The 16954-nt window shown below is 73.0% G+C and carries 19 protein-coding genes; 6 read left to right on the top strand and 13 right to left on the bottom strand.

What is annotated here, in order from left to right; translation table 11 throughout:
• Positions 1-5 precede the first annotated feature (5 nt).
• Both ybaK and Q6348_RS13460 read left to right on the top strand, forming a co-directional pair.
• A complete protein-coding gene (gene ybaK / locus Q6348_RS13455) occupies positions 6-500 on the top strand; it encodes a Cys-tRNA(Pro) deacylase (RefSeq protein WP_304601786.1) in 495 nt (164 codons plus the stop codon).
• A 648-nt stretch (positions 501-1148) separates the two neighbouring features.
• The gene (locus tag Q6348_RS13460; protein WP_304601787.1) at positions 1149-1358 is read left to right on the top strand and encodes a dodecin; all 210 of its coding nucleotides are present in this window, start codon (positions 1149-1151) and stop codon (positions 1356-1358) included.
• Positions 1359-1362: 4 nt separating this feature from the next.
• On the opposite strand, the gene Q6348_RS13465 is transcribed toward Q6348_RS13460, so the two are convergent.
• Together Q6348_RS13465 and Q6348_RS13470 are read right to left on the bottom strand one after the other, a co-directional pair.
• Entirely contained in the window at positions 1363-1791 is a 429-nt protein-coding gene (locus Q6348_RS13465) for a YccF domain-containing protein (RefSeq protein WP_304601788.1), read from the bottom strand.
• A gap of 169 nt (positions 1792-1960) precedes the next feature.
• Positions 1961-2608 carry an AAA family ATPase gene (locus Q6348_RS13470; protein WP_304601789.1) on the bottom strand — a complete coding sequence of 216 codons (648 nt, stop codon included), beginning with the start codon at positions 2606-2608 and terminating at the stop codon, positions 1961-1963.
• Positions 2609-2637: 29 nt separating this feature from the next.
• Between Q6348_RS13470 and Q6348_RS13475 the strand changes: the two genes are divergently transcribed.
• Together Q6348_RS13475 and Q6348_RS13480 are read left to right on the top strand one after the other, a co-directional pair.
• The gene (locus tag Q6348_RS13475) at positions 2638-3351 is read left to right on the top strand and encodes a YggS family pyridoxal phosphate-dependent enzyme (RefSeq protein WP_304601790.1); all 714 of its coding nucleotides are present in this window, start codon (positions 2638-2640) and stop codon (positions 3349-3351) included.
• A 143-nt stretch (positions 3352-3494) separates the two neighbouring features.
• A complete protein-coding gene (locus Q6348_RS13480) occupies positions 3495-3869 on the top strand; it encodes a hypothetical protein (protein ID WP_304601791.1) in 375 nt (124 codons plus the stop codon).
• 20 nt (positions 3870-3889) lie between these two features.
• On the opposite strand, the gene Q6348_RS13485 is transcribed toward Q6348_RS13480, so the two are convergent.
• The 3 genes from Q6348_RS13485 to Q6348_RS13495 all read right to left on the bottom strand — a co-directional run bounded on the left by Q6348_RS13485 (position 3890) and on the right by Q6348_RS13495 (position 6910).
• Positions 3890-4531: an endonuclease gene (locus Q6348_RS13485; RefSeq protein WP_304601792.1), complete on the bottom strand. Its 642-nt coding sequence runs from the start codon at positions 4529-4531 to the stop codon at positions 3890-3892.
• 47 nt (positions 4532-4578) lie between these two features.
• Entirely contained in the window at positions 4579-5628 is a 1050-nt protein-coding gene (gene lplAB, locus Q6348_RS13490; RefSeq protein ID WP_304601793.1) for a lipoate-protein ligase LplAB, read from the bottom strand.
• 214 nt (positions 5629-5842) lie between these two features.
• The gene (locus tag Q6348_RS13495; protein WP_304601794.1) at positions 5843-6910 is read right to left on the bottom strand and encodes a YeiH family protein; all 1068 of its coding nucleotides are present in this window, start codon (positions 6908-6910) and stop codon (positions 5843-5845) included.
• A gap of 120 nt (positions 6911-7030) precedes the next feature.
• Here Q6348_RS13495 and Q6348_RS13500 point away from each other — a divergent pair, with 120 nt between their 5' ends.
• On the top strand, positions 7031-7951 hold the full coding sequence (locus Q6348_RS13500) for a LysR substrate-binding domain-containing protein (RefSeq protein ID WP_304601795.1): 921 nt from the start codon (positions 7031-7033) through the stop codon (positions 7949-7951).
• Positions 7952-8038: 87 nt separating this feature from the next.
• Here the strand turns inward: Q6348_RS13500 and Q6348_RS13505 are convergent, their stop codons facing one another.
• Positions 8039-8191 (bottom strand): hypothetical protein, encoded by a 153-nt coding sequence (locus tag Q6348_RS13505; RefSeq protein ID WP_304601796.1) that lies wholly within the window; start codon positions 8189-8191, stop codon positions 8039-8041.
• Positions 8192-8218: 27 nt separating this feature from the next.
• Positions 8219-9676, bottom strand: a complete 1458-nt coding sequence (locus Q6348_RS13510; protein ID WP_304601797.1) for an NAD(P)/FAD-dependent oxidoreductase — start codon at positions 9674-9676, stop codon at positions 8219-8221.
• A gap of 182 nt (positions 9677-9858) precedes the next feature.
• Here Q6348_RS13510 and Q6348_RS13515 point away from each other — a divergent pair, with 182 nt between their 5' ends.
• The gene (locus Q6348_RS13515; protein WP_304601798.1) at positions 9859-10455 is read left to right on the top strand and encodes a class I SAM-dependent methyltransferase; all 597 of its coding nucleotides are present in this window, start codon (positions 9859-9861) and stop codon (positions 10453-10455) included.
• A gap of 10 nt (positions 10456-10465) precedes the next feature.
• Here Q6348_RS13515 and cimA read toward each other — a convergent pair whose 3' ends face one another.
• The 6 genes from cimA to Q6348_RS13545 form a co-directional block, all read right to left on the bottom strand.
• The gene (cimA, locus tag Q6348_RS13520; protein ID WP_304601799.1) at positions 10466-12064 is read right to left on the bottom strand and encodes a citramalate synthase; all 1599 of its coding nucleotides are present in this window, start codon (positions 12062-12064) and stop codon (positions 10466-10468) included.
• 388 nt (positions 12065-12452) lie between these two features.
• On the bottom strand, positions 12453-12959 hold the full coding sequence (locus Q6348_RS13525; RefSeq protein WP_304601800.1) for a DUF6328 family protein: 507 nt from the start codon (positions 12957-12959) through the stop codon (positions 12453-12455).
• Positions 12960-14066: a branched-chain amino acid aminotransferase gene (locus Q6348_RS13530; protein ID WP_304601801.1), complete on the bottom strand. Its 1107-nt coding sequence runs from the start codon at positions 14064-14066 to the stop codon at positions 12960-12962.
• 69 nt (positions 14067-14135) lie between these two features.
• Positions 14136-15248 (bottom strand): branched-chain amino acid aminotransferase, encoded by a 1113-nt coding sequence (locus Q6348_RS13535; protein ID WP_304601802.1) that lies wholly within the window; start codon positions 15246-15248, stop codon positions 14136-14138.
• Between the two features lie 43 nt (positions 15249-15291).
• Positions 15292-16332: a 3-isopropylmalate dehydrogenase gene (locus Q6348_RS13540; protein ID WP_304601803.1), complete on the bottom strand. Its 1041-nt coding sequence runs from the start codon at positions 16330-16332 to the stop codon at positions 15292-15294.
• Positions 16333-16396: 64 nt separating this feature from the next.
• On the bottom strand, positions 16397-16942 hold the full coding sequence (locus Q6348_RS13545) for an ASCH domain-containing protein (RefSeq protein ID WP_304601804.1): 546 nt from the start codon (positions 16940-16942) through the stop codon (positions 16397-16399).
• Positions 16943-16954 lie beyond the last annotated feature (12 nt).

The raw sequence follows: 16954 nt of genomic DNA on the forward strand, positions 1-16954 counted from the left end.
GGTCCGTGGCCAAGCCGAAGCACCCGGCCGGGACGCCGGCGATCGTCGCCCTCGAACGTGCGGGGGTCGCGCACACCGTGCACCCGTACGAGCACGACGCGTCGACCACGGTCGGCTACGGCCTGGAGGCCGCCGAGGTCCTGGGCATCCCACCCGAGCAGGTCTACAAGACCCTCATGGCTGACGTGGACGGCACCCTGACGGTCGCCGTGGTCCCGGTCACCGGGAAGCTGGACCTCAAGGCGCTGGCCGCCGCGGTGGGCGGCAAGAAGGCCGCCATGGCCGACCCCGCGGTGGCCGAGCGCGTCACCGGCTACGTGGTCGGCGGCATCTCCCCGCTCGGGCAGAAGACCGCACACCCCATGGTCGTCGACGAGACGGTGGTGCTGTTCGACACGGTCTACGTCTCAGGCGGCCGCCGCGGCCTGGACATCGGCCTCGCGCCGGACGACCTGGTCACGCTCACCGGCGCCGTGGTTGCCGCCATCGCCAGGGACTGACAACCGCCCCCACGCGCGCCGGAGGACGATCCTCGCGGCCTACCCGTCGGTGTCGCGCCCACCCGAGGCGGCGCGACCGGCGACCGAGCGCCGTCGCGGGCGCGCCAGCAGGTACCCGGCGAGGACGAGGCAGACGCCTCGCCGCCCAAGGCCGTGACCGTGGTGCGGTCTGCCGAGACCCGGAACGCCTCTCCGAAGCGCCCGTCCGTGAGGACCAGGGCGTCGGCGGGCAGCGCGTCGAGGACCCGCGGGTCGCCGAAGGGCCAGTCCCCGAGCGACCCGCTCCGGCCGGCGTCGTCGACCTCCAGGACCTGCGTGGCGACGCCGTCGACGAGCTCCACCGACAGCCACGTCCGCCCGCGACCCTGATCGACGTCCGTGTCGGTGACCGTCGGCGAGTCCGAGGGGGTGGCCCAGTAGGAGAAGTACGCGTGGGGCGTCCCGAACCTGACCGACGCGTCGGCCGGCCGAGCGGACCCGTCCACGGTGCCCACCGAGTCGGACGCGCCGAGCAGCGCCACCGCGACGCCGGACAGACCCCCTGCTATCACGTCTCCCTCCGAACCGTGAGTGTCGCACCAGTGCGCCCGGGCGCGGGGCCGGTTAGCGTGCCGGTGTCAGCGCACGACGAGGTGCAGGAGGCACACCATGTCCGAGCACGTCTACAAGGTCGTCGAGGTCGTCGGGTCCTCGGCCGCGGGGATCGACGCGGCCATCAACAACGCCGTCGAGCGGGCGGCGCAGACCACCCGCAACCTGGACTGGTTCGAGGTGACCGACATCCGCGGGCACCTGGCCGACCAGTCCGTGGCGCACGTGCAGGTCACGCTGAAGATCGGCTTCCGGCTCGAGGGGTGAGAGCTCAGCGGGGCGGGTAGGCGTACCCGGCCGGCGGGTACGCGGCGGCCTGGTAGGGGCCACGCACCGGGACTATCTGCTTGCCCAGCGGCAGCAGCGAGATCGGGATCATCCTGAGGTTCGCGATCCCGAGCGGGATCCCGATGATCGACACGAACAGCGGGATCGCCGTGATCACGTGCCCGATCGCAAGCCAGATACCGGCCACCAGCAGCCAGATCACGTTGCCGATGGTCGACCATGCGCCCGCGGTGGGCTTGTCCACCACGGTGCGACCGAACGGCCACAGCGCGTACCCGGCGATCCGGAACGACGCGATGCCGAACGGGATGGTGATGATCAGCACCATGCAGATCACCCCTGCTATCACGTAGCCCAGCGCGAGCCAGATCCCGGCCAGCAGCAGCCAGATCACGTTCAGGACGGCGTTCACGCCACCACTGTGCCGCACCCGGCCCCCCAGCGGATCAGGGATCCCCCTGAGATTCGCGGCCGGCGGCGCAGACCGCGGCCGCCGGCGCAAGATGCGGCGCACGGGACGCCGCGAACCGCGCCGCACGCCGCGGGCCGCGCCCGACGCCGCGATCTGCGGGCGCGTGGAGTCAGTCCTCGCCGCCCGGGAGGACGTGCGGGGCGTGGAGGTCGGCCAGGTCGACCACCACCGTCGCCAGGTGCGCCGGGCGGCACTCCTCCAGGTAGAGCCGCTGCCCCTGGACGTACCTGCGCTGGACCCGCGGGTCCGGCGACGTGCCGTCCCGCGCGGCCATCCGCGCCAGCGCCACCTCGGTCGGGGCGTCCAGGAACACCGAGACGTCCCAGACGGCGGCAAGCTCGCGGCGGTGCAGGAACAGGCCGTCGACCACCACCACACCGCCGTCGGGCACTGGCGTGGGCGGCACGTCGATGGGTGCGTCCGCGCGGTGGTCGAACACCGCGGTCCGGATCGGCTCACCCACGCGCACCGGCCGGACCACGGCCACGAGGAACGCGTCCACGTCCACCGAGTCCCGGTAGAACCCCTCCGGCGAGTCCGGGCCGCGTGCGTGCCGGACCGCGGCGGGGTGCAGGAAGTCGTCCAGGCAGACCCGCACGACGTGGCGACCCCGCGCGATGAGCTCGCGCGCGAGGGCGTCGGCGAACGTGGTCTTGCCGACGCCGTCGACACCGTCGACGCCGACCAGCAAGCGCCCCTCCCCGGCCTGCTCGACCGCGAGCACGACCTCCGCCAGGACCTCCCGGTTCGCGTCCATGCGCCCAGCGTGCCACTAGCCTCCTGGGGGTGAGCAGCACCGACTCCCCCACAGCCGAGATCGCCCGGCGGTGGCAGGCACTGACGGAGCGTGTCGCATCGGCCGCGGACGCCGCCGGCCGGTCGCCCGACGACGTGGCGGTGCTGCTGGCGAGCAAGACGACCCCGGTACCGGTGGTCCGCGCTGCGGTCGAGGCCGGGGCGACGCTGCTGGGCGAGAACCGGGTCCAGGAGCTGGTGGCCAAGGCGCCCGAGCTCGCGGACCTGGACCCGACGTGGCACGTGATCGGCCACCTGCAGTCCAACAAGGTCAACGCCGCGCTGCGCTGGGCACGATGCGTGCAGAGCGTCGACGACCTCGACCTGGCGCGGCGGCTGTCCCGCCGCTGCGAGGTGACCGACCGCGACCTCGAGGTCATGGTCCAGGTCAACGTCTCCGGGGAGGAGACTAAGTCCGGCGTGTCACCGGAGGCCGCGCTGGATCTGGCCGCCTCGGTCGCCGCGCTTCCGGGGCTGCGGCTCACCGGTCTGATGACCATCGGTGCCCACTCTCCGGATACGGGCCTGGTACGCGCCGGCTACGCCCGGCTGCGCGAGCTGCGCGACGCCTTGGTGGGCCAGGCCGCGACCGCGGGCGCCACGGTGCTGTCGATGGGGATGAGCGGGGACCTGGAGCTCGCCGTCGCGGAAGGCGCGACGCTGGTGAGGGTGGGCACCGCCGTGTTCGGACCGCGACAGGTCTGAGCCCGCGGGCCGCGACGAGTTGTCGAACCTCGCGTCATCCCGGTCGGTCCCGGCGCTCTCCTCCGGTGCACGCACCTGCGGAGTGTCGAGGCGGCCGGGATGTCGATCCTCACTACTGTCTTGATGGTCTGCACGGCCTGCCGATGAGCGTGGCGACCCCGAGTGGACCGGAGCACGAGATGAACGTCCCCAGCAGCATCCTGCGAGACCACGGCGACCAGCCGTTCCTGCCGGTCGACGTCGCGCGGGCCGTCCTGATCGCGGACGACGGGCTGTACGAGGCGCTGGTGGCCCGGCACGACCCCGACGCGGTGCACCGCAGCGGTGCCTGGCGGCTGTTGCGGCATGACGCCTGGACGCCCCAGGCCGTCGAGCCGGCCGCCGCGCTGCGCGGTCTCCTGGCCGACGTCCAGCACCCGCTGGCCGAGGCCGCGGTCGCCGCGCTCGGCGAGGGCATCGACAGCATCGAGATCACGCCGCTCGAGCGGTCCGACCACGTCGGTCGGCACGCGGCCTGACCGAGGTGGGCCCGGACCCGTCAGGCAGCCCGGACCTCGGCGACGATCGAGTCGTCGCGCGCCGCGCGCACCAGCGCCGCCGCGAGCCGCGGGAAGTCGTCGGCGTACGGCGCGAGGCCGCGCCCGGTGTGCGGGAGTCCCAGCGACCTCGCCCCGTCGCCCACGGCGCGGTCGGCGAACGGCGCGATCTCCGGCCACACGCCCTGTACCTCGCGGCAGAAGATCGCCGAGCCCGCCGGCCCGATGCCCGGCAGCACCTCGAGGGCCGCCCGGAAGCGGTCCACACGGTCCGGTGACCCGGGGCGCACGGTGCGCAGGTCACCGCGCCACTCCTCGAGCACGTACCGGGCTCCGCGGCCGAGCATGGTCGCGGTGCGCTCGTCGTACCGCCGGTAGTGCCCCCGGCCGAGCGCGTCCACGCGGTCCTGCCAGGTCGCGTCGAGCATGCCCTGCGGGGTCCCCATCCCCGCCGCGAAGAGCTCGCGAGCCGCGGCCGCGGCGATCGACGCGTCGATCCGGGCCGACAGCAGCGTGGACAGCACTGCGAGCTGGTAGAGGGGGGCGGGCTCGTCGGCGAGCCGGATGCCGGCCTCCTGCGCCCAGGTGGTGCCCGCGCGGTCGACGAGCGCCTCGATCACTTTCCGGTTGCGCTGTGTCGTCATCGCCTCAGGATCGGACGACAGGGCGCGGGGCGCATCCGCGCGACGTCTCAGGGGACCCGCGCGGTCCACTCCGGGGTGTCGAACCGGGTGCGCACGAGATCCTCGGCCCTGGCCCGCTCGGCAGCGGTCACCTCGCCGTCGACGGTGCGGTACCGGGCCCGGAACGAGGCCTTGAAGGACGTGATGACGTCCGCACGCGCCATGCCGGTCTGCGAGCGCAGCGGGTCGACCCGCTTGTTCGCACTCGTCGTGCCCTTGTCCGAGATCTTCTCCCGGCCGATGCGCAGCACCTCGAGCATCTTCATGGCGTCGATGTCGTATGCCATCGTCACGTGGTGCAGGACGGCGCCGCTGGCCAGCCGCTTCTGCGCGGCGCCGGCGATCTTGCCGGCGGGCGAGGCGATGTCGTTGAGCGGCACGTGGCGCGCCTCGATCCCGAGGTCGCCGAGCGCGCCGATCACCCAGTCGTCCAGGAAGGCGTAGGAGCGCTCGAAGCTCAGGCCCTCCACCAACGAGGCGGGCACGGTCAGCGAGTACGTGATCGTGTTGCCGGGCTCGATGAACATCGCGCCCCCGCCGGAGATACGGCGCACCACCGTGATGCCGTGCCGCTGCGCACCCTCGGGGTCGACCTCGTTGGACAGCGACTGGAAGCTGCCGATCACCACGGCCGGTGCGCCCCACTCCCAGATCCGCAGCGTCGGGCGCCGGGTGCCGGCCCCGACGGCCTCGGCCATCGACTGGTCCAGCGCCATGTGCATCGCCGGGGACTGCGGTCCCTCGTGCACGATCTCGAAGGTGTGGTCCTCCCACCGGGTCGCATGCCCGAGCGCACGGCGCACCGCGATCGCGACCGCCTCCGCACTGAAGCCCACCATTGCGACGTCGTCGGCCAGTGAGGCCGACACCACCCGGGTCAGGTCCGCGACCCCGGCGTCGGCGGGCTGGCCGACGAGCGCCGCGTCGATGTCCTCGAGCGCGGTGTCCGGCTCGAGGAAGAAGTCGCCCGAGACCGCGGCGCCGGTCAGTCGCCCGTCGGCGACCTCCACGTCGACCGCGACCAGCTTGCCGCCAGGAACCTTGTACTCACCACGCACCAAGTCATCCTACGACTCGCCGGACGCCGCGTCTCCCCGCCGCGGGCCGCGCCCCCGCAGACCGCGGCCCACAGTGGATGTCGCGGCGCAAGCCGCAGATCGCGGCGTCCGGGGCGCCGCGACGTGGGCGCACCGCCGCGACGTGGGCGCAACGCCGCGACGTGGGCGCACCGCCGCGACGTGGGCGCAACGCCGCGAGTTGGCAGGGCGGGGGTCAGGCTCCGGTGAGGCGGACGCCGGCATAGGCGACCGCGGCCACCAGGAGCCAGGAGAGCAGGCCGAGCGTCAGGGCGCGGCCACCGGTGCGGCGCAGCACCTTCAGATGGATACCGGTGCCCAGCCCCACGAGTGCCGCAGTGAGCAGCACCTGCTGTCCCGTGTGGGCGACACCGAGCGCCGCCGCGGGCAGCCACCCGGTGCTGGCCAGGCCGATAGCGGCGAGGAAGCCGGCGACGAACAACGGCAGCGGAGCGGGACGTCGGCCTGGTGCCGCGGCGAGCGCACGGCGCCGCACCAGCCCGACACCGGCCACCAGCGGAGCCAGCAGCACCACGCGGCTGAGCTTGACCACGACGGCGGCGGTCAGGGCGCCCGGCACACGGTTCGCGGTGGCAACGGTCTGCCCGACGTCGTGCACGCTCGCACCGACCCACGAGCCGAACGAGGTGACGTCCAGGCCCAGCAGACCGCGCAGCGGCGGCAGCGCGAGGATCGCGAGCGACCCGCACAGGGTGACCAGCGCGATCGCGATGCCCGCATCCTCCTCGTCGCCACCCGCGACCTCCTTCATCGCGCCGACGGCGGACGCCCCGCAGATCGAGAACCCGGTCGCCACCAGGAGCGAGCGAGCGCGTCCCAGCCCGAGCAGCCGCCCGAGCCCCTGGGTCCCGAAGAACGTGATCGTCACCGTGGTGGCCACCACGGCAAGACCGCCCAGGCCAAGCCCCGCAACCTGCGCCAGCGACAGCTGGAAGCCCAGCAGCACCACCCCGGCGCGCAGCAGGCGCTTGGCAGCGAACGCCGTGCCCGGGTGCAGCGCGGTCCGGTGCAGGCCCAGGTTCGCGGCGAGGGCACCGAGCACCACGGCCACCGTCGTCGACCCGAGGCCGGGCACGACGTGCTGGACCGCGAACGCCACGGCCGTCGCCCCGGCCACGGCCAGCAGTCCCGGCACCAGCCGCCGCACGCCGTCGGCCCGGCCGGGGGGGACTGGAGGCGGGTCGACGGTGAGCGCCACCCCCGAGGTGACGACCTCGGGGGCGAGCGGATGATCGCCTGGCATGGGGGCTCCTCCCTCAGGGCTGGACGCTCTCCACCCTGGTGGGGCGGCGACCCCGCTCGGAAGCCCCGTCTCGCCGAACAGCCCATCAGTCCCGCTGATGGCTCCAGGTAGAGTGAGCCGGTGCCCTCGCCGCTGCGGCTGGACCCGCACGCCCTACGGTCCGTTCCCGACCTCGTCTCGCTCGCCGTGCTGCGCGCGGTGGGCGACGGCCACAGCCTGTCCACGGCGGCCGCGCTGCTGGGGCTCAGCCAACCGGCCGTGACGGCACGCGTGCGGGCGATGGAGCGGGCGGCCGGCACGACCCTCGTCGCGCGCGGACCTCGCGGGTCGCACCTGACGCCGGCGGGAACCCTGGTCGCCGAGTGGGCCGACGGGGTGCTGGACTCGGCCTCGGCACTGGCCGCAGGACTGGGCTCGCTGCGCGGCGATGCGGCCACCCGGCTCCGGGTCGCCGCCTCGCTCACGGTCGCCGAGCACCTGCTGCCGCAGTGGCTCGCGCGCTTCGCCGCCGCGCACCCGAGCACCACGGTCACGCTGGACGCGATGAACTCGTGGCGCGTCGAGCAGGCGGTGTCCGAGGGCAGCGTCGACCTCGGCTTCGTCGAGGGCCCCACGTCGCCGCGTTCGCTGCACTCCCGCGTGGTCGGCCGCGACCGGCTCGCGGTGGTGGTCGCCCCGGGCCACCCGTGGGCCACGCGCACGACCCCGGTCCCCGCCGGCGAGCTCGCCGGGACGCGGCTCGTGCAGCGCGAGCCGGCGTCCGGCACGCGCGCGCACCTCGAGGCCGCGCTGTCCGCGGCCGGCGCGCCGGCGCCTGTGCCGCCCGTGCTCGAGCTGTCCTCCACGAGCGCCGTGCGCGCGGCCGCCACGGCCGGCGCGGGGCCGGCCGTGCTCAGCGTCCTCGCCGTCGCTGCCGACCTCGCCGAGGGCAGGCTCGTCGAGGTCCCGGTCGACGTGGACCTACGGCGGTCGCTGCGCGCCGTCTGGCGAACCCAGCGCCCCGGCCCGGCCGCCACCGAGCTCCTGAGCATCGTCCGCTGACCCGGCCCCCGGCGGTCCGGGTCAGCGCGGGCCGGGGAGACCACTGCTCATCGGGGCCTCGTCTCCCTGCCCGGGGCCCGGCCGGGCTCAGCCGTGGCCGCGGGCGATCACGCGCATCATCTTGAGGTTGATCGCGGCGAACCGGATCAGCTGGTAGGCGACGTTGCGCCGGCGGGCGAGGGTGCGGGGCGTCGGCAGCGGCGACGAGGCGATGGCCTCGGCAGCGGTCTGGTCGGGCATGTCAGCTCCGTTCGTGGGCGTCGGTCGTCACTCGGGGATGAGGAACCACAGCGGCCGAGCCTTGGCCTTCCAGAGGAACAGGTAGTGCAGCATGGCCTTGATCCAGTGCCCGGCCAGGCCGATCTCGCCGGACGTCCCCTTCACGTCGCGCCCGGTCGTCGGGTACTTCGTCCAGTCCGGGACCACCGGGAACATCGTCATCGCGGCGGCCGAGCCGTGCCGCAGACCGGTGCCGGCGGATGCGACGCAGGCCGCGCCCATCCGCGCCATCGACGCCGTGTGGGCGTGGGCCTGCTCACCCTTCTCGATGAGCTCCTTGATGGTCAGGGCCACGGTCTTGGCCATGATCCCCGACGGCATACCGGTGCGCGGCGGCGCCGGGGTGATGACGGTGCCGCTCGGGCTCGTGCGGGGCACCGAGATCGGGTGCGGTGGGGCGAACGCGATCCCGGGCGCGAAGATGTTCGGGTACGTCGGGTTCCGGTACGTGGTGGGCCAGTCCTCCGCCGACCACTCCTCGTACGGCTTCGGCGTGTAGTCCGCGTCGACCTTGGTCAGGCCGTTCGGTGCGAACAGCGTGCTCGTGATGTCGGCGCCGTCCTTGTCGAACGCCGTCAGGTCCGCCCCACGGAACGGTGGCAGGAGCATCGCGAAGTCGAACTGCAGGGTGTGCACGCTGCCGTCCAGCTGCTCGTAGTGCACGACACCGGGCTCGACCTTCTGCACGTGCGCGCGCAGGATCGCCTTGACGCCCCGCTCACGGAACAGCGACTCCGTCCACGTCTTCGACGACGTCGTGAACCCCATCTGTGTGAAGCTCATGCCGCCGACGCCGAAGTCGCCGAGCTCGTACTCGTTGGACAGGTAGATGATCTCGGCGTTGTCGCGCACACCGCGCCGACGGAGCTCGTGCTCGACGTTGAACGTGTACTCGAACGCCGCGCCCTCGCACGTGCAGGTGCCGTGGCCCGTGCCGATGACGATGGTCTTCTTCGCACCCTTGGCGAGCTCCGCGACGATCTGCTCGAGCGCACCGGCGGTCTCGGTCGCGTGCGACGCCGTGCACACCGACAGCGAGTTGCCGTCGGGGCCCAGGCCCGGCGTGGCCGCGAAGTTGAGCGTCGGGCCGGTCGCGTTGATGAGGTAGTCGTAGGCCAGCCGCTCGGTGCGACCCTCGCTGCCCGGCTCGGTCGAACGGACCTCGACCTGCGGCCGGGGCTCGTCCGCGGTGCCCTCGGGGAAGATCGTGGTCGCGAGGGCCTGGTGGAACTCGATCCCCGTGCGCCGGTAGACCGGCGCGAGCGGGAAGACCACCTGGTCGGCTGTCATCTTGCCGACGCCGACCCAGATGTTCGACGGGATCCAGTTCCACCTCGAGCTCGGCGAGACCACGACCACGTCGTGCTCCTTGCCGAGCATCCGACGCAGGTGCAGGGCCGCGGTGTGCCCCGCGATCCCGGCCCCCAGGATCACTACTCGTGCCATCGACATCCTCCTCGAAGTCGTGCGGCCGCGAGCCCGGCAGCGGGTGCGCGAGCACACCCCACGCGGTAGGTGACCGCTCACGAGCCCGCGTCTCTCCATCACACCCTTCGACGCCGCCGACGTCTGCGGACCTGGGTCCCGGTACCCGACTCCTCGACCCCGGGCACGGCTAGGGTGCGCACGTGCCGCACGACGTCAGCTGGGACGAGTACAACGCCCACCAGTGGGGCCGCACCCCGCGGGCCTCGCTCGGCCTGGCGCTCCGCGCTGCACAGCCACCCGACGGACGCCGACCCGTTGCCGTCGACCTCGGCTGTGGCGAAGGCATCGAGGTGGCCGAGCTGCTCGCTGAGGGCTGGACGGTGCACGCGCTGGACGGCGAGAGGGCCGCGCTGGAAAGGCTGACGACGAGGTCCTCCGGACTGCCGGCCGGCCGCCTGCACACCGTGCACGCCGACTTCGCCGCGCTCCCCCCGCTGCCACCGGCCGACCTGGTGCACTCCTCGTACGCGCTGCCCTACTGCCCCCCGCACGCGTTCGACGCGCTGTGGGCCGCGGCCGTCGGAGCGCTACGCCCTGGCGGGGTGCTGGCCTGCCAGCTGTTCGGCCCGCGTGACGACGCGTTCGGCGACCCGGAGATGACCTTCCACACCGCCGAGCAGGTGCGCACCCTGCTGGACGGCCTGGAGGTGGTGCACTGGCGCGAAGAGGACGCCGACGGGACCTCCTACGTCGGGCCCAGGCACTGGCACGTCTTCCACGTCGTCGCCCGCCGATGACCCGGCGACCTCAGGACCGCGACGCGACGCCAGCCCGCAGCAGACCGAACACGAGCGAGTCGACGAGTGCCTCCCAGGACGCCTCGACCACGTTCGGACCCACCCCGACGGTCATCCAGGTGGTCTCCGCGTGCGTGTCCATGGTCTCCACCAGGACCCGCGTCGTGGCGTCGGTGCCGTGGTCGGTGTCCAAGATCCGCACCTTGAAGTCGATCAGCTCGAACCGGTCGACCTCCGGGTAGGTGGGCGACACCGCCTTGCGGAGCGCATGGTCCAGCGCGTTGACCGGCCCGTTACCCTCGCCGGTGGCGATGACCCGCTCGCCGCCGACGTGCATCTTGACGGTCGCCTCGCTGCCGGCGACCGTCGGGTCGCCCGGCACCGTCTCGACGAACACCCGCCACGACTCCGTGGTCCAGAAGCTCGGCCGCGCTCCGTCGAGCTCCTCACGCAGCAGGAGCTCGAAGGACGCGTCGGCCGCGTCGTACGTGTAGCCCTGCGCCTCGGCGTCCTTGACGCGCGTGGTCATCCGGGACAACAGCTCGCCGCGGCCGGTGAGGTCGTACCCCAGCTCCCGGCCCTTGAGCTCGATCGACGCGCGCCCCGCCATGTCCGAGACCAGCATGCGCATGTCGTTGCCGACCGCCAGTGGGTCGGCGTGCTGGTACATGTCCGGGTCGACCTTGATCGCGCTCGCGTGCAGGCCGGCCTTGTGCGCGAACGCGCTCGCGCCCACGTACGGCTGGCGCGCGAACGGGGTGATGTTCGTCAGCTCGCTGATCGCGTGCGAGATGCGGGTCATCTCCTTGAGCCCACCGCCGGCGAGCAGCGAACGCCCGTGCTTGAGCTCCAGGTTGGCCACCACGGTGAGCAGATCGGCGTTCCCGGTGCGTTCGCCGTAGCCGTTCACCGTGCCCTGCACGTGCACCGCGCCCGCGCTGACCGCAGCCAGCGTGTTGGCGACGGCGCACCCGGAGTCGTTGTGCGCGTGCATGCCGAGCCTGCCGTCGGTGCGCTCCCGCACCGACGTGACGATCTCGTGCACCCAGTCCGGGATCATCCCGCCGTTGGTGTCGCACAGCACGACCGTCTCGGCACCTGCCTCGAACGCGGCCACGGCGCAGGCCACCGCATAGTCGGGGTCGTAGCGGAAGCCGTCGAAGAAGTGCTCGGCGTCGAGCACCACGCGCCTGCCCTGGCCACGCAGGTACGAGACCGTGTCGGCGATCATCGCGAGGTTCTCCTCGCCGGTCGTGCGCAGGGCACGCTCGACGTGCCGGATGTCACTCTTGGCGACCAGCGTCACGACGGGCGCCTCGCTGTCCAGCAGAGCGCGCACCTGGGTGTCCTCGGCCGCCCTCACTCCGGCCTTGCGCGTGGAACCGAAGGCGACGAGCTCGGCGTTGACAAGGTCCAGCTCCTTGTCCGCGCGCTTGAAGAACTCGGTGTCCTTGGGGATCGCCCCGGGCCAGCCCCCCTCGATGAACCCCACGCCGAGCTCGTCGAGCAGGGGGGCGATGATCAGCTTGTCGGCGACCGACAGGTTCATGCCCTCCTGCTGAGCCCCGTCGCGCAGGGTCGTGTCGTAGACGTCGAAGGTGTTGTCCACCGGGTCTCCTCGAGATGTCCGTCGGCACCGGCACCGGCGGGGTCGTCAGTCAAGCGTCGTCCACGGTACGCGGGTGCCGGCGGCGGGTGGTGCCGGGTCCTGGACGACGGGGCCGGGGCGAGGGGTGGTGCCTCGGCCAACAAAAAGACCCCCCGAGGTCACGGGAGGTCTGCGCGTCCGGCTGGTGCCGAACGCGCTACTCGATAATGAGGTGGAACCGAGTCACGCGGGCATGATGCCACAGCAGCGTCGCACGGCAAAGAGGGCGTCCACGACGACGAGGTCGGTCGTCGGGCAGCGTCGGTACGTCGCGACCTGACCGTGCGCGGCGCTGAGCGGCCGCGACCACGGTGGCATGTGGGCCGCGAGTGAGCCGGAGACGACGTGATCAGCGTCCCTGCGGGTCGAGCCGTGTGCGCCTCGCCAACGACCGGGGCACGGCCCACCAGGTCACACCGATCACCACCAGCAGTCCCGCGGCCACCCACCGTCCCGCCTCGCGCGACACCACGAGATCCATGATGAGCATGAGCGCTCCCACGAGCACGAGCGCCAGGCAGACGAGCCCGCCCCGCGCGAACCGTGCGGCGACCCGGACCAGCTCCGGCTTGCGGTGCCGGGCGAACAGGGCCCGGTGCATGCTCACCGGCGCGACGATCAGCACGGTGGACAGCGCCGCGAGGATCACCAGCACGAGGTACGACGTGCGCTGGTACGTGTCGAGGTCGCTGAACCGGCTCTGGAACGGGATCGTGAGCAGGAACCCGACCAGGATCTGCGCACCGGTCTGCAGCACCCGCAGCTCGGCGAGCAGCTCGGTCCAGTTCCGGTCGGCCCGCTCGGCGGGGGTCTCGTGCCGGTCCGGCTGCTCGGGTGCCGACTCAGGCGCCACCACTCAGGCCAGCCGGTGCATCCAGCCGTGCGGGTCCGCCGCACGCCCGTACTGGATCGCGGTGAGCTGGTGGCGCACCGCCGTCGTGACCGTGCCGGTCTTTCCGCCGTTGACCTGGAGGTCGAAGCCCTCGCCCGCGAGCCGACCGATCGGGGTGACCACGGCCGCGGTGCCGCACGCGAACACCTCTGTCACCTCGCCCGTCCGCAGGCCCTCGAGCACCTCACCCAGCGGCAGGTCGCGCTCGACGACCTCGTGACCGCCCTCGCGCAGCAGCGTGAGGACCGAGTCCCGCGTGACGCCCTCCAGGATCGTGCCGCTCAGGGCCGGGGTGACGACGCTGCCGTCCCGGCGGACGACCATGACGTTCATGCCGCCCAGCTCCTCCAGGAGCGTGCCCGTGGCGGCGTCCAGGAAGCACACCTGCTCGCAGCCCCGCTGGTACGCCTCCTGCTGCGGCAGCAGGGACGCCGCATAGTTGCCGCCGCACTTGGCCGCCCCCGTGCCGCCCGGTCCGGCGCGGTGGTAGTCCTCGGCGACCCAGATGGACACCGGCTGCACGCCACCGGAGAAGTACGGGCCGACGGGAGAGGCGATGAGCAGGTACTCCACGGTGCGCGCCGGCCGGACGCCGAGGAAGGCCTCGGAGGCGAACATGAACGGACGCAGGTAGAGGCTGGTCTCCTCCGCTCCCGGCACCCACGCGGCATCGACGTCCACCAGAGCCTCGATCGAGCCCAGGAAGTCCTCGACGGACAGCTCCGGGAGCGCCAGGCGCCGCGCCGAGGCCGCGAACCGCGCCGCGTTGGCCCACGGCCGAAACGTCCACACCGAACCGTCGGCGTGCCGGTATGCCTTGAGCCCTTCGAAGATCTCCTGGCCGTAGTGCAGGACGGCCGACGCGGGGTCGAGCTGGAGCGGGCCGTACGGCTCGAGGCGTCGCGCACCCCAACCGTCGGTGACGGTCCAGGTCATCCTGGCCATGTGGTCCGTGAAGACGACACCGAAGGTCGGCTCGGCGACCAGCGCCGCGCGTTCGGCCTCGGTGCGCGGCGACGGCGTGAGCCGACGCTCGAACGCGTCGGCGGTGGTGGCACCCTGCGTGCTCATCTCGATCCCTTCGACCGGGGGCGTCCGTGCCCGCGGAACTCGCTCAGACGTTACCGGGGTGGGCGGCGATCACACCCACCGGACCATCCAGCCGCGCTCGTCGGGCGCGCGGCCGTGCTGGATGTCCATGAGCTGCGCGCGCACCCGGGCCGTCACCGGCCCGACGCCGCCGTCCGCGACCCGGGCGTCGAACCCGTGGCCGACGAGACGGCCGATGGGACTGACCCCCGCGCCGGTCCCGCACGCGAACAGCTCGGTCACCTCCCCCGACGCCAGCCCGGCCAGGACCTCCTCGAGCGGCAGCGCGCGTTCGACCACCTCGTGACCGTCCGCGGCGAGCAGCCTCAGCACCGCGTCGCGCGTGATGCCCGGGAGGATGGCCCCGTCCAGGGCGGGCGTCAGCACCGTGCCGTCGGCACGCACCGCCACCAGGTTCATCCCGCCGAGCTCCTCGAGGTTGCGGCCGCTCACGGCGTCCAGGAAGCACACCTGCTCGCAGCCGTGCCGGTACGCCTCGGCCTGCGAGGCGAGTGAGGCACCGTAGTTCCCCATCGTCTTGACCGCGCCAGTGCCGCCCGGGCTCGCGCGGTGCAGGTCCTGGGCCACCCAGATCGACACGGGCGCCGCGCCACCCGCGAAGTACGCGCCGGCCGGCGACGCGATCACCACGTACTCCACCCGCCGCGCGGCTCTGACCAGCAGGTTCGGCTCGGACGCGAACATCACGGGACGCAGGTACAGGCTCGCGTCGTCGGCCGGCGGCACCCACGCCTGGTCGACGGTCACCAGGGCTCGGACGGAGGCGAGGAAGTCCTCGACCGGGAGCTCGGGCAGCGCCATCCGGCGGGCCGAGGCCGCGAAGCGCGCCGCGTTGGCCTCCGGGCGGAAACCCCACACCGACCCGTCCGGGTGCCGGTACGCCTTGAGTCCCTCGAAGATCTCCTGGCCGTAGTGCAGCACGAGCGCCGCGGGCTCGAGCGCGAGCGGCGCGTACGGTTCGACCCGCCGGTCGAGCCAGCCATCCTCGGACGTCCAGGTCATGCGCGCCATGTGGTCGGTGACCACGGCACCGAACCGCGGTGCCTCCAGTGCCGCGGCACGAGCGTCCGGCGGCACGGGATGCGGGTTGGGGTGCAGCGCGAACTCCGGCACGGGGGGCAGGGCCCCGGAGCTGCTCGTCATCTCGCCTCCCTCAGCACCCGTGCGGGCGCGCCGTGCGACCCGGCTAGCCGCGGATCCGTTCGGCGATCTCCGCGCCGACCTGCGCCGTCGAGCGCGCCCGATCGCCGCGCGCGGCGAGGTCGGCCGCGACCGCCTGCTCCACGCGGGCGGCGGCCTCGGGCCGGCCGAGGTGCTCGAGCATGAGGGCGACCGACAGGATCGTCGCCGTGGGGTCGGCCTTGCCCTGACCGGCGATGTCCGGTGCCGAGCCGTGCACCGGCTCGAACATCGACGGGGCGGTGCGGTCCGGGTTGATGTTGCCCGAGGCCGCCAGGCCGATCCCGCCGACCACCGCACCGGCCAGGTCCGTGAGGATGTCGCCGAACAGGTTGTCGGTGACGATCACGTCGAACCGCGAGGGCTTGGTGACCATGAAGATGGTCGCCGCGTCGACGTGCAGGTAGTCGGTCGTGACGTCGGGGAACTCGGCGTTGACGGCCTCGACCGTGCGCCGCCACAGGTCGCCGGCGTGCACCAGCACGTTGTGCTTGTGCACGAGCGTCAGGTGCCGGCGTGGACGTGCCGCGGCGCGGGCGAAGGCGTCGCGCACCACGCGCTCGACCCCGAAGGCGGTGTTGACGCTGACCTCGTTGGCGACCTCGTGCGCAGTGCCGCGCCGGATCGAGCCGCCGTTGCCGACGTACGGACCTTCGGTGCCCTCGCGGACGACGACGAAGTCGACGTCGCCCGGCTCCGCGAGCGGGGAGCGCACCCCGGGGTACAGCCGGCCGGGCCGCAGGTTGACGTAGTGGTCCAGCTCGAATCGCAGGCGCAGCAGCAGCCCGCGCTCCAGCACACCGGACGGAACGCTCGGGTCACCGATGGCCCCGAGCAGGATCGCGTCGTGCTCACGGATGGTGGCCAGGTCCGCGTCGGTCAGGGTGTCACCGGTGGCGTGCCAGCGGCGCGCCCCCAGGTCCAGCTGGGTGGTCTCGACCACGGTGCCGCTACCCGCGAGAGCGGCCTCCAAGGCCGCCAGCCCCTGATCGACGACCTCCGTACCGATCCCGTCGCCGGGGATGACCGCGAGCCGCATGTGATCCATTCCTCCAACGTATCGTCCGTCCCACTCCTCGGGACGGACATCTTGCATCTCGGACGCCCGAGGCTCAGCCGTCCCGCGCCGTCGGGTACCGCAGCTCGAACCGCTCGAGCACGAGCTCCAGGTCTGGCCCGACCTGCGTCCCGAGCGCCGGCAGCACCCGACGCCAGTACCGCTCGTGATCGGTGCGCCAGGACTCCAGCGACCCGTCGGCCTCGCCCTCGGCCGCGGCGTGCGCCGCGTCCACGTCGGCGAACCGCACGCGCCGCACGGCCGTGGTGCGCAGCAGCGCCCGCGGCCGCCCGAGACCGTCGAGCACGATCGACAGGTCGCCGACCACCGGCAGCGGCTCCCCGGCCGCCTCGAACTCGACCACGGCCGTGGCCGTCGCCGTCTTCCGGCCGTCCAGGACCAGCGCCAGCAGCGCGTCGGCGAGCTCCGGCGTGTCGCCGAAGGACCAGGCCGGCGGCACCAGGGTTCCCGCGACGCCCAGGCCGGTCACCTCCGGGGTGCGGACGACCTTGCCGCGGAAGCGTGCGGTCTCCCAGAACGCGAGCAGCTCGTCCGGGTCGGTGCGCGCCTCGCCCACCGACCCGTCCGGCATGTCGTCCATCGCGCGATCGAG

This window comes from Actinotalea lenta (genome assembly GCF_030586465.1).
GTDB lineage: Bacteria > Actinomycetota > Actinomycetes > Actinomycetales > Cellulomonadaceae > Actinotalea > Actinotalea lenta.